The following is a 12419-nucleotide window of genomic DNA, read 5'->3' on the forward strand; positions in this document are numbered from 1 at the left end:
ACGAAGCGCCGCATCAGCTTCCCCCGCAGAATCACGAGAGAATAATAGCAAAGCAGCGGCGTTTTCACACAGCCAGGGTCAGTCGCGTCACCTTGAAAGCCTGCCGTGACTTCTGCTCTTACTCGATCATCGGACATCGCCGACGAGGGGCGCCAGGTCCGAAAAGCGCCAACAGATAAGCGCGCGTGCAGTAAGGCCGGGAGCAATGCCTAATTGATGGAGGGATCTTAGGTGTCGCGCCTAGTCGTGGTTGATCTAAATCTCGCTTCCATCGACGTGGATCAGGAACAACAAACTCTCACTTAAGCAATACCCTCGGAAATAGGCGTTTGTTGCTGCGGTGCGCCTAAAACACCAAACTGTAGGAGTTGGAAGCATCGGTATATATCCCTTCATTCCTGCATAACAGGAACAGAGCCTCAACAGCTTGCGTTATTACATTTGTTTCTATTTGTTTGGGAGGCCGTCCATGCGCCTGATTTTGGGAATAGTCGCGATTATGACAGTCCCGGCTTGGTTGTGCATAGATGTAGATTCTGCTTCAGCACAGACCTTCATTGATCGATGGTCTATCATTCCAAAAGCGCACGCAGAACCGGCACCCGAGACACACGACAAGACCAGACAAAATCCTCCGCTAGAGCAACCCCCGACCGGGGTGGAGACGGCTCGTCGTCCGGAAGAGCGCTCAGCCCCTCGACCTTCAAACCGGGTTTTTTCTGGAAAAGCCTCTTACTATTCATATCCGACAGGAAAAACAGCGAGCGGTGCCCCGTTCATTCGGCATTCACTGACCGCTGCCCACCGCAAACTACCGTTCGGTACTAGAGTTCGTGTAACTGATCTTGCGAGCAGCAAGTCCGTAGTGGTTCGTATCAACGACCGGGGACCTTGGGTACGCGGCCGCGTCCTCGACCTTTCGCTCGGCGCTGCGCGCAGTTTAGGAATTACGGATCGCGGCGTGGCCCAGGTTTGCGCTGAGGTACTTTAGCTTGTGTCTGCTAAGCGGAAAGTCTCGCAGCAAGAAAATGGATCGCGCTACAGGCCGATGTCCTCCTGTCATTCGCCTTGGCTTGGCCGGACCACGGCGACTCCCCGGTGAACGGACATTCTCAGGATAGGCGGGCATGTCTCAAAAGTGCCAGCAGCGGAAACAAAAATGCGCTGGAATCAGGCCGCGGTGATCGCGGCCTATGCACAATTACACAATCTCTGGATTGCTTATAAACGGACATCCCCCGTCATCGTCGGTCGATGTCCGCTCTTCAGTGGTAAAGCGGGCATTGGCATGGACGAACTCGACGGCCGACCGCACCCAATGTTGCATACTACCGAACAGACAAGTTGGTAGTCGTTGTCTTGAACAGCAGAATAGCTAAGGCCGGCAAGCAGACGAAAGCTTCATGACGTCCGAGGTTTACGGCCCACTCGACACGGGCCGATTTTGCGACACGGCCGGAGGTCGGCTTGATCTCTGCGATCGGTGCAATATTCGCACCTTCGTCCAAGGCGATCCTTTGGTCGATTTGGTGGCGACCATGTGACTTGAGGACCCGTTCGAGACGCCGATCGACCAGAACGCCTGGCGCGAGTAGCAAGAGCAACTTCATCAAAATAACTGTTCCATTTCAGAATTGAAATTTAATTTGTAGGCAACTAGTCTTGGACAACTGCTATCGTCGATCGGACGAGAAAGTTTGATCCCGAACCTATTTTTCCCCGGTAGGCGGCAGCCATACTGCTGACCGATCAACGCACTCCCACGACCGCCTTCGGGCGGTCGTTTTCTTAGTAGCTTGAGCCGGCGTTTTGGGTGCACGACGGCAAGCCTACCTTGGTCACTCTTCAGACGGCCCACCATGGATCGACCTCGTCGCGATTCGCGTCGACCTGGAATCACGATTCGTGACCTCTCTCCCCGCACCAGCTGCTCGTTTCCTTGGTTGTCACCCTCCTTCCGGCGGCGGTCCTTGCGGACACCACCGAATGGCGAAAGTACATCATTCTCGAAACCGGAGCGAAAGTAGATATTCCGGTGACTATTTTCACAGAGGACGCGGGCCCGCCGGATGGCAGTACTGGACGGCGCTTCTTTACAAAGGACCACCGGGCAGATCTGACCGTGCAGTCCGTTCCCAATCCTGAGAATGACTCACCTGCCACTTTTCTTGCGAAGAGGCGGCCGCCTGCCGGTATCCAGTACAAAGTGTCCAGCATTCGAAATGGGCGGACCTGGTATAACCGCTGCAACCGGGCCAACGAATACATGAACTGCGTCTTGATCAATTATCCTGCCGCGGAAGACCGTCAATGGGATGCTGTCGTCACAAGAAGCAGCCTTTCGCTTGCGAATGCGAGGTAACAATGCAGGTGAGGCGGTTGATGCTGCAGATTTTTAGTTTCGATCAGTTCGACGGATGTGACGGATCCGGTCGAACGCCAGTAATGGTTCGCCCACCAGTCTCAATGGAGAGGCCTTGAACGGGAAATATTCCGGACCGCGGTGCCACCAGCTTCACTACAAAATTAACGCGCTCCAACGCCGTGTATGTTTCCATAGGACCGAAGCCGGAAGCAACGAGGTCGGTATGAACCTGCCATTCTCATCGGATGTTAAGAACGAGCCGTCAGCTCCGCCAATTCGGAGAGGCTTTGTCCATCCCCACCAGCAGATCGGCAACTGCTTCGTTGCAATCGAACGCGAAGCTTTACGGATCTTTTGTTCCAACACATCAACGCTGAAATACTGTGCGGCTTGCTCACCAAATCGCCTTGCTGAAACTTAGCATCCGCGCTTCGATCCATCTGCGGGTCCTTGGCGCGACACCTAGAGACTCCGAGCTTTAGCCTCGTACCATCTTTCCTGCATGACCCCCGCCGTCTTCCCAGACCGGCGGGGGTTCCGCTTTTGCAAGTTCTTTGTTTCCACCGTTGGCAAAGCCTGCGGCATTGTCATGTCGCGTCCTGGGGAGGCGCCAAATTGACGGCGCAACCCGCAGCAAAGCCGCCCGTCGATCTAGCCTCCCTCCATTAGGCGCTGAGAGAACCTGCCTCGAACGTCTGGACGGTGCGACGGTGACATTACGTAAGTCCGACTCCCTTGCTGCTGAGACCCCTGTCTGTCTCTATTTCTAACTCGACATCACGAAGCCAAGCGACCATGGTTTCCGGCGCAAGTCTTGTCGTGAACGACTTCCCTTTCTGATATTGAGGATTCTATGAAGCTCTCAATCGAGGCCGAACTTGTCTACAATTTCGTCGCTGATACGCAGGTCATCGCGAATCTGGAAGCCTCGCGAACAGGCGATCAAATCATTCTATCGGAATCGCTGGACATCCAGCCGCCGGCCAGGTTTCTTTCCGACACTACTTCCTATGGAGAACGAAGTATTCGGGCATCCCTTTCCGGCGACGTAACTATCCGATACGTGGCCTTGGTTGAAAACCATCTCCGACGGTTGCTTCCTCAATCCGGTTTACAACACGTGTGGTCCGAGCTTCCGAGTGAGGTGCTGCCGTTCCTGTTACCAAGCCGCTTTTGTCCATCCGACAAGTTCATGCGATTTGCGCAACGAGAGTTCTCGAGTGCTGGCGACGGCGTTGCTCGGATCATGGCGATCCTAGAATGGATCCATCGCCACGTCGATTATGTCGCCGGCGCGAGCGATGCCCAGACCACCGCCGAACAGACGTTTGTTGATCGGGCTGGAGTCTGCCGCGATTTCACCCACCTAGGGATCACATTGACCAGGGCGTTGGGAATTCCCGCCCGAGCCGTCAGCGCCTATGCACTTGAACTGGATCCGCCGGACTTTCACGCCATCTTCGAAGTTTACATCGAGGATAGCTGGTGGCTTATCGATCCCACACGGCTTGCACCGATCGAAGGCATTGTGCGGATAGGAAGCGGCCGTGACGCATCCGACATCGCATTCCTGACCTCCGACAAACAATGTCAGGTAATTCGTCAAACGATTAATATTTCGAGGACGCCATGAACAGGCTAAGCCACGCTCTTTGGTCCGCGTTGACGGCTTCGGCTGGCGACGCCGGTCTCACCCGATCCCATTTGCATGACAGTCGCGGTCACGTTGCGATGAGTACAGCGGCAGCCAAGCGCGTTTGCGGCTGCCGGTGATATATCAAGAAACGCGCCGGTGAACGGGCAGCGGTCGGTCACCGTGACCTGGATCGACCGGCCGCCGCTCTGGACCTTCAGCACCGTGCCGAAAGGCAGGGTCCGGTGTGCGCCGTCGGCCGCCTCATTTGTCGGTCTCAACCGTTTAGCAACTTTGAAGCGCGCATGATCGGGGGATGGACGAACCTCTCCCAGACCTGAGGAAACGTTCCCGCAATCGCTTAGGCGGCGCTATGCGTATCTCGCCTCATGGCTTCTGAGGCTGAACAGACCGCCGGAACCATCGAGATTGTCGGAGCCAACGCGCTTCGCGTTCGTGCCCCGGATTGCCGTCCCGCCAAGGCAGCCGCATCCTCCGCGCCCGAAGTAAGGCCGGCTCGGTTGGCGGCCTCTTCCGTAAAAGCCCGTGAATCGGCGCCTTTGATGTCACGCCGACCACCTATCTTCTTCGCGCCTGGCTTCGTCGTCGTTAAGACGTTCGGCAATGTCGTCAGCTACAGCCGGATCATCGGTGTCTGCAATCGGAACGCCGTCTTGCTTCTTGATCTTTTTGCCGTCGGCATTGACCGGAAAATCGCCGGACTTCAGAGGCTTTTTGGGAACTGACATCGCGACCTCCTCTTGTGCGCAAATCGCCCCGGTCAGGGCGTAAGGCGCACCCAGATCTACTCGTCTTGAGATTTCCCGCGCTCCGACTCTGCCTGCAGCCAGAACTCCTCGTCCCGGCCAACCGGGCGGCCGTGCCTCCCATAGTTCGTGAGCGCGCGCTCTAATCTCTTCCTTAGATCGCCTGGCAGCAAGGTGTTTTTGCAGTTTCTGTCTTAGTTGATCGACTCAAGCGGTAAGCCGCTGATAGGTCGTCTGGTCTGTTACCCGAGAGGCTATACGGCTCGCTTGTTCAATCTTGCGCTCCAGGTCGCGGGGGTCCTCAAGCTAATCCATGGCCAACCTCCGTCCAATAAGACGGCCCGGGCCGGAAATGGTTCAGGTTCCTCACCTAGAAGGACTCCATTTTGTCGGCGCGCTTCCTATCTTCCGATCGTTGTTTTGTTGCGTGAGGAATTGCCCATGAGTAATCCCAAAGCCGTAAAATACCGTCGCTTAGCGCTCATCGAACCCGACCAGGACAAAGCGCGCTTGCTCCACAAGCTGGCTGAAGAGTCCGAGCAAGGCATTCTCGTAACGGCAGACTGGCGGGCCCGCCCCTCAAGGGCGGCAACCGCGCCTCAGCCTGTCAATTGCAAGACGCCTTAGAACTTGCGATGGTTAGAAATAATAACAGGCCTTGGACGGAGGAATGATCGCCGGCTGCTTGAATTGCGAGACAGCGGCAGGTCTTCACTTTCAGTAGCCGTGGCTATGACACGATCGGTCTCTGCAATTAGAAAACGCCGAGCCCGGGCGCAATCCACCTCAAGCCATACTGATAGAGGGTGATGCGAAGATCGTCGTCCGAACCCTGCATCCCGACGCGCGCAACCAAGGTCCCCTCTTCCAAAAATTGGCTGCATGAGATCAAGCACGATGGCTATACGGCCGAAAACTACGCCGCGGCTCGCAAAAGCCTGCGAAGCCGCATGGACCGATTACCTGCCGACGCGCACTCCCCGCCCATTTCGATGACTGGCGCCACCATGGCGCTTGGACTGCTGAGCAATAGCGCGACGGGACCGGCGAGCGCGGCGCGCCGCCGTGGCCACTGCCTGGATAATTTCGAGGTCCGAAGAACGCTCGGCCGGGGTAACTCGGCAGGAACGACTCGTTCCGCCTTTCGTTGGTAATTCGGGAGGACAGAGGGTGAAGCCTGAGGATCTATTGATGGCGTGCCCAAAAGTGCGGCGAGTGGCCGATGGTGGCTAACGAGCGTAAGGCACTGTGGTCGCGAAAGCGTACAATTTACTGCGTCTACTGCGGCCATCGAGAAGCTGCCCCGGAGCCGCTCAATTATCTTCGAAGCGGTAGTCAAATCGCGCCATGGGAGACTATGAATGCGTCCTCCGATTATCGTCATATTCGTTTGCCCGCAGTGCGGCGCAGGCTATCAGACCACTCAAAGGCCTCAGACTCAAGGAGCGAGCGGCCGCTTCAAATGTGAGTTTTGCCAGACCGACGTCTATGCTTGGTCCAGCCCATACACCTATCTTGATTGGCAAACCGTCGAAACATTCACCTAGGCCGATCCGCGAGACGCCATCCAGCGGAGCGAAGGATACTTAAATGGACCTGCTGTTGTCGATCGACTTGCCGCATTGGCTCATGATCGCGGGAGCTGTTTTAGTGACCATTGACTCCCTTGGTCTGGTAGTTGTCCGGAACAGACAAGCCGCGAATAATCCTGATCCACAACCTGACTACGCGCCCAGATGCCGCCGCTGCCAAACCTGCTCGATTCTGTAGCGTAAAAGGGCAACAAATGGGGCTGAAGGCTAAGAAATGACGAAGACACCGGCCGCAGTTGAACCACAGAAGCCGATCAGCAAAGCGGAGCGCGAAGCGCGTAAGGCATTCCGACAGGTCGACGCCGAAAAGGCAATGACAGAGCACGAGATGGCGCAAAAGGCGTTCTCAAAAAACCGCGAGCGTCTCAAGGCCGAGCGGCTGGAGCGCGAGGCTGCAGCGCCACCGCCCACAAAAGCCCCGCCCAAGGCAAAGAAATGACAGCTCCGAGTCCAGCGAGACGGCGTTGGACCTCCGAAGGGGAGCAGAAGCTTGATGAGCTCCTCGATGCCGGAAAGGAAGCCGCCGAGATAGCTGTTGAACTGAATCGAACACGCCAAGCTGTCTATGCTCGATTGCAACGGCGGTACAGAAAACGAGCAAAGCAGTTCGGCTTGTCCAGCTCCGGCTGAAGATACAGCGCAATCCCGAGTATGCCGCGGCAGTTACGAACCCTAGCGCTGGGGTCGTTTGCCTAGCCGCTACGTGCGCGCTCCAATGGGTCATGCTCGAGCTCACCGCCGCCCTCGAACGCTCCGACTGCTGGCACATCTTTTATGGTGACGTTCAGGTCGGCGCGATCGCGGTCCAGTCAGGGCTGCCGGTCAAGGCCAAGCAATGGAGATGGGACGCCGGCTTCTACCCGGCATCACATCGCGGTCGTTCCCGTAGCGGCTATGGGTCAAGTTTCAACGAGGCGCGGGCCGGCTTCGAATCTGCCTGGAAAGCCTATTTCCCGCGATGCACCGAAGGTGACTTCATCGAGTACCGGCGCCAACGCGCCTGGACGGCTTGGAAATACGCCATGCATCAAGCCAGCCGCCGTTGCCGACGCAATCGACTAGCGGACGGGCTCGCCGTTTCTGTGGCGCCACGATCGATTTAGCGGCGACCGACCATCTCGCGTGTTTCGATCGGCGGCATGAAGTGATGTCGATGAAGGGCGGCATACGTCAGGTTCTATGACACAAAGGGCCGTCTCGCCCTTTAAGGTTTTGCTACGAATTGATGTCAGCCTAGCGCCATTGCAGATAGGTCGCTCGAGCGATAGCGAATTCCTAGTTTAACCCGACCTGCCCGGTTGCCGGTCTCCATAGGAGGCCCACTATGTTCGAGGGCTTCGTGATTGCAGTTTTGCTGGTGCTTGGTGCATCGCACCTAGATCAGTACGTTTGCAATGGCAAGTACACCGACGGCACCATGTCGATGCTGCGACAAATCAGGCACTCGTTTGGCGTTTGAGGGTCAGATCAGTGGGCGCCGCTGCGTGCACGGTCCCGTCTCGGTAGTGGGCTAGGGTTGGGACGGAACCGTGCCAGGCCGCGCGGGGTTGGCGGCCCGATCTGATAACGCGGTGCCGTTAGAGCTCGTAAATGCGCGCGTGGCTGAGGGTACCGGGGCCTCTGGTAGGAACCTCAACAGCACCCCTCCGTATCGCTCGGTCGATTATCACGGCTATCGACAAGATCGTTCGCCACATTGATCTGGCGCAATCTGTCCGATGGTCGACCTGCGCTGCCGCATGTGCAGTCTTGGTCACGCGACTGATCTTACTGACTGCTGCACCGAGCCATCTCGCGGCGGCGGCCCCGAAGGTTTCGAAAGTGTGGGGCTTCTGGAGTCCGCAGCAAACGAGACCCGAGAAGACACAAGTTGCCCGCATCCTGGCCGATGATCCGCCATTGAATCTTTATTCTGAGAAGGGCTCCTACATGCGGACGGAACGTTAACCGTCACGCTTGCAAGGGAGCCATCGTGGGGCGGCTAACGTGACCGCCGCTTTCGTCCCGCATTAGGTGAGGATTTGACTCGTCTCTTGATGCCGATCAGGCGCATCATCGTGGATCGCTGAGAGATGGGCTGTGGTGCAGCAACTTCGGGCACTTGTTGACCTTCATACGGCGGCGGCGAAGCCTCGGGCGTCGGTTCGAGGTGTGCTGTAACGGATGCCCGCACAACGTCCGCAGTAATGCAGGGCTTTTCGGACATCGCCGAGGCTGGAGTTTCGAGTGACAATAGAAACGCCCGGCCCGCGTCGGTAATCTGCCAACCGCCACCATCGACAGTCACAAAATGCGAACCGAAGATGCTTAGGCCGGGCGTAAGCGCAGCTAGCCGTTTGGTTCGATCGGTCCAATCGGGGCCACTGGAAATGAGAATAGAAACCTGTCGCGTGAGTTCGGCGAGAGTTGCTCGCCCATCAACTTGACCGGCCAACACCTTCAAAACCGTGATCTGAAAACTCACGTGCGGTCTCGCGCGCCCCGGATGAAAACAAAAAAGCCGCCTCCGGGACGATCGGGGGCGGCTTTTCGATTACGCAATTACAAGCCCGGTAAGGCGACGATCAGGTTGGCAATTATTGGTGAACAAGAAGTTGACGAATTTAGCTAATCTCGGCTTTTCGACCTTTAGCCGACTGCAACCGGAACCGGCGCGTTCCCGCTTGCCGTCGGGTGCTCAAAGCCGTCGCTGATCGATGCAGCGATCCTTCACTCATCGGGGATCATGTAGTCGTCTTGGTCCCGCTGAGAGATCGACAACAGATCGAGCTAACGTTTAGTACCAGCGTCCTCGGCCGTACCAGCCGCCGCCGCCAAGCAGCAGAACAAGAAGTACAATGATGAGAAGTGTGGTAGTATCCATGCGTCTTACTCCGCCTGCTGCGTAATTGCGCAGCTTGGAATTCTAGCTATGACAACGTTTAGCCGGTGGCCCCGGTTCCAAGACCTAGCGAGGCGATGGGGTTACGTTGGGTTAGTATTCGCTATTCAGCGACCAGGCATACGGCGCCATGGCGGCGAACCGTCCGAAAATTATCGAACGACAGATCGAATTCCACCGGCAACTGCTTTGGATCCCAAAGGTAAGGTCCCGAACGCGACGCCGACGAAGTCAGCGTCTCGCCAGACCAAGCGACACTGGGCCGGCGCGCCGTTGCGTAAACTCCGACAAGCGAAACCATCATCGCGAGAAAATCATGATGATCATGAACACAAATACGAGCGCACTCGCGACGACCCCATAAATTAGATCGCCGCGCTCGCGTTTCGTCATGACGTTTAGCTGCTCCAAACGAACGCCGGCTCCGGAATTCGTCACGTCGCGAACGCAGCAAGCTTGAGAGTCCGGCGATGGCACTGCAGGACTCCGTCAAACACATCATGAGCGAAACGGAATTAAAGAAAGGTTTTGATTTTTCTTCAGCCACGGTAACAGTGCGGGCTTTTCAAGCAAAGCTGTTGGAAATGGCACAAGCCAACATGCAATTTGCGCTTGAATTCGGACCGAGGCTTGCGTCGATTAGGTCGCCCTTTCAGTTACTCCGCGTCATTGAAGAGCTCACAAAAGAGCGGATCGCAATGTTCCGCAAGTTCTCGAATGAAATGGTTGAACTAAGTATTAAGCGATGAAGTCGGCACTTATCCGATCAGCGACACTTGCATCTTTACGGACATGTGGCATCGCGTGATCGCGTTGCGAACGATGCTTGAATATCACGTCATCAATGGAAACGTGAGCGAGGTTGTCGTCCCCCTATCGCTGCTTTCCTGATCAACTGCGCCGCCGATCTGACGTGCAAGCGAGGCAATCAATTTGAGGCCAGATCCGTTTTCGTTAAAATTCTGGATGCCGCGGCCGTTGTCGGATACCGTCAAACGGGCCTCACCATAGCCGATGCCTCCTACCAGGCGCACGCTTATCCTTCCGCCCTCCGGGCCGAATGCATGCTTGATACTGTTCATCGCAGTCTCATTTAAAATGAGGCCAACCGGCAAGGCGCGATCAATACTTAGTTCGAGCTCGTCGCATTCGACCTCAACCTCAACACCGTCGACCTGCTGACGGATCGCTCCGCAAAGAGCGCGCAAATAATTGGAGAGCCGGACGTTTTGGCCTTCGTCCCGAAACGAAAGCTGATCATGAGCGAGAGAGATCGCATGGATGCGGCTCGCAACGTGATCCAGCGCGCGGTGGGCCCCCTCCTCTGCGTACCTACGTTTCTGAATGGAAATGGAGGACAGAACGAGTTGAAAGTTATTCTTTACCCGATGCTGCATTTCCCTAAGTAAGACCTCTCGCTTTTGGGCCTCGGCGGCGGCAACCATTAGGCGTGCTTCTTCCGGCCGTTCTCTGCCGCGAATCTTCGTCGCTATAAGGGCTGCAGCAGCAGTCAGAAAATCCGTCGTATCCTCAGTGAAGTTCCTTGGCGTGGTACTGTCGACCTCCAACACACCCCAGGCCGCGCCATCTATCAGTACCGGCACGTTCGTCACCGAGACGATTCCGTGCTCCTTCAGGAAATCCGACGCAATGTACTCGTCTTGGTCGCGGAAATCCCTGATGCTGACTGGCTCAGCCGTCTGAAATGCCCGCCCGGGCGCAGAACGCAGATCGATGGTGAAGGTGGAAGAGCGTACAGCGCCTTCCTTCCATCCGACACCGGCGGCTAGGAGGAGATCTGACGTGCTCGGACGATATTGCAGAACCTTTACATGGTGGATCTCCACCGCCCGGGCAATCTGGACGACGGTCTGTTCCAGGAAGCGATTTAAATCGGCGTTCTCACCCGCCAGTCGCCCAATATCGACCAGAATGCGAACATGCCGCCGGAGCTTATCCAGCACGCCATCTTCGCTTGCCTCGCATGGACGTTCTTCCATCAGCTTCTAACATTCTGTTTCCCAAAAAGTGCCCCCGATCGTTGATCGCCGTCGTTATCCCGAGAAATAGAATACAGACGCGTGCCACGCTTGTGCAGACGCTGGGGATTTTTTTTTTGCCTTTGGTAGCCAGCGTCTGCCACTCGGCCGCTTAGTTATCACTCCGTCTAGGGGGACGCACAATCTACGCTACAACGGCTGGGGTCATTCGTAGACCCATCGGGAGCGGGGTTAAATGGCCATGTCGCCGCGCACAACAACATTCCGCTCTCCGGCGGCGATCGCAAAGCCCAAGCGAGGGGCATCCGCCAGGCGCACGCTGCACAACAGCCAGTTCGAGAACTCGCTGGCAATCTGTTGCCTCGGTGTCCTGCTGGCGCTCGCCGGCCACACTACCCTACCCGTAGGTTTTCAGCCGACTCCTTGCCGCGGTTTGCCACGACCTCATAGCTCACCTTCGTACCTTCATTGAGGCTGCTTAAGCCAGCCTTCTCCACCGCCGAAATATGTACGAACACGTCCTTTCCGCCATTGTCGGGTTGGATGAAACCAAAGCCCTTGGACGGATTGAACCATTTCACAGTACCTATCGCCACGTTCGTTCTCCAGTGTATCGCCCCCGGCGCGATCCTAAATGGGGCGCAGCTAAGCGCGCAAGAAAAACCCGCCGGGTTGAGTCGGCGGGCTATTCCAAAAGCTGCCTCGACGCCGACGACTTCTTTGCCGGACAACAACTTGCCCATCTCAACCCGCCCGATTCAGACGGCTAGTGTAAACGTCGCCAATCGGAACGCCCAATTCTCTGAACGCCGCCCCCATCTGGCGCGCTACTTCGCGCCCTTTTTCGCTCAACTGCCGCTGAGCTTTCATGTCACCGAAGTTCAGCGGGTAAACATCCTTTTGACTGTCGTCTGTCGCAGCGTGACGAATTACAATGACAAGCCCCCCTTGTTTAAGAGAGGACAACAACGCTTGAACATCCAATGCGTATGCTGGAACAGCACTCAGCAAAAACAGAGCGCTCCAAATCATTGACCGTTTTATCATTTCGGTTCTCCAACTCCGCAAGGTTCCGAAAGCAAAGATCAGTTAGTATCACAGCATGTTGCCATACATTTTCTAGCGATCTCTACCGTGTAGATTATCTATCTCTTCGCCGACGTACAGTCCGCCGTCATTTT

General features: G+C 56.4%; 14 protein-coding genes. 7 read left to right on the top strand and 7 right to left on the bottom strand.

The genetic code is table 11. The annotated features are described in order from the left end of the window. Positions 1-499 precede the first annotated feature (499 nt). From JQ574_RS35930 to JQ574_RS32735, 4 genes are all read left to right on the top strand, one after another. Positions 500-991, top strand: coding sequence for a septal ring lytic transglycosylase RlpA family protein (locus JQ574_RS35930; RefSeq protein ID WP_212215047.1), 492 nt, complete (start codon positions 500-502; stop codon positions 989-991). A gap of 168 nt (positions 992-1159) precedes the next feature. Further along, positions 1160-1351: a hypothetical protein gene (locus JQ574_RS32725; RefSeq protein ID WP_212296455.1), complete on the top strand. Its 192-nt coding sequence runs from the start codon at positions 1160-1162 to the stop codon at positions 1349-1351. Between the two features lie 588 nt (positions 1352-1939). Continuing rightward, positions 1940-2362: a hypothetical protein gene (locus tag JQ574_RS32730; protein WP_249119759.1), complete on the top strand. Its 423-nt coding sequence runs from the start codon at positions 1940-1942 to the stop codon at positions 2360-2362. Between the two features lie 856 nt (positions 2363-3218). Next, a complete protein-coding gene (locus JQ574_RS32735; protein ID WP_212215019.1) occupies positions 3219-3998 on the top strand; it encodes a transglutaminase family protein in 780 nt (259 codons plus the stop codon). A gap of 5 nt (positions 3999-4003) precedes the next feature. On the opposite strand, the gene JQ574_RS32740 is transcribed toward JQ574_RS32735, so the two are convergent. From JQ574_RS32740 to JQ574_RS35935, 3 genes are all read right to left on the bottom strand, one after another. After that, positions 4004-4279 (bottom strand): septal ring lytic transglycosylase RlpA family protein, encoded by a 276-nt coding sequence (locus tag JQ574_RS32740; protein ID WP_409363448.1) that lies wholly within the window; start codon positions 4277-4279, stop codon positions 4004-4006. Between the two features lie 285 nt (positions 4280-4564). Then, positions 4565-4747 carry a hypothetical protein gene (locus JQ574_RS32745; protein WP_212215021.1) on the bottom strand — a complete coding sequence of 61 codons (183 nt, stop codon included), beginning with the start codon at positions 4745-4747 and terminating at the stop codon, positions 4565-4567. A 56-nt stretch (positions 4748-4803) separates the two neighbouring features. Further along, complete coding sequence (locus JQ574_RS35935) at positions 4804-4938, bottom strand: DUF2934 domain-containing protein (RefSeq protein WP_409363449.1); 135 nt, start codon at positions 4936-4938, stop codon at positions 4804-4806. Between the two features lie 1633 nt (positions 4939-6571). On the opposite strand from JQ574_RS35935, the gene JQ574_RS32755 reads away from it, so the two are divergent. Both JQ574_RS32755 and JQ574_RS32760 read left to right on the top strand, forming a co-directional pair. Next, on the top strand, positions 6572-6796 hold the full coding sequence (locus JQ574_RS32755; protein ID WP_212215023.1) for a hypothetical protein: 225 nt from the start codon (positions 6572-6574) through the stop codon (positions 6794-6796). 283 nt (positions 6797-7079) lie between these two features. Beyond that, a complete protein-coding gene (locus JQ574_RS32760) occupies positions 7080-7460 on the top strand; it encodes a hypothetical protein (RefSeq protein ID WP_212215025.1) in 381 nt (126 codons plus the stop codon). 878 nt (positions 7461-8338) lie between these two features. On the opposite strand, the gene JQ574_RS32765 is transcribed toward JQ574_RS32760, so the two are convergent. Then, positions 8339-8821: a hypothetical protein gene (locus JQ574_RS32765; RefSeq protein WP_212215027.1), complete on the bottom strand. Its 483-nt coding sequence runs from the start codon at positions 8819-8821 to the stop codon at positions 8339-8341. Positions 8822-9708: 887 nt separating this feature from the next. On the opposite strand from JQ574_RS32765, the gene JQ574_RS32770 reads away from it, so the two are divergent. Continuing rightward, positions 9709-9987: a hypothetical protein gene (locus tag JQ574_RS32770; protein WP_212215029.1), complete on the top strand. Its 279-nt coding sequence runs from the start codon at positions 9709-9711 to the stop codon at positions 9985-9987. Positions 9988-10071: 84 nt separating this feature from the next. On the opposite strand, the gene JQ574_RS32775 is transcribed toward JQ574_RS32770, so the two are convergent. The 3 genes from JQ574_RS32775 to JQ574_RS32785 form a co-directional block, all read right to left on the bottom strand. Next, positions 10072-11238 carry a sensor histidine kinase gene (locus tag JQ574_RS32775; protein WP_212215031.1) on the bottom strand — a complete coding sequence of 389 codons (1167 nt, stop codon included), beginning with the start codon at positions 11236-11238 and terminating at the stop codon, positions 10072-10074. Between the two features lie 392 nt (positions 11239-11630). Next, on the bottom strand, positions 11631-11834 hold the full coding sequence (locus JQ574_RS32780) for a cold-shock protein (protein ID WP_212215054.1): 204 nt from the start codon (positions 11832-11834) through the stop codon (positions 11631-11633). Positions 11835-11982: 148 nt separating this feature from the next. Continuing rightward, positions 11983-12285 carry a histidine phosphatase family protein gene (locus tag JQ574_RS32785; RefSeq protein ID WP_249119760.1) on the bottom strand — a complete coding sequence of 101 codons (303 nt, stop codon included), beginning with the start codon at positions 12283-12285 and terminating at the stop codon, positions 11983-11985. Between the last annotated feature and the right edge of the window lie 134 nt (positions 12286-12419).

It is taken from the genome of Bradyrhizobium sp. AUGA SZCCT0158, assembly GCF_018130065.1.
GTDB lineage: Bacteria > Pseudomonadota > Alphaproteobacteria > Rhizobiales > Xanthobacteraceae > Bradyrhizobium.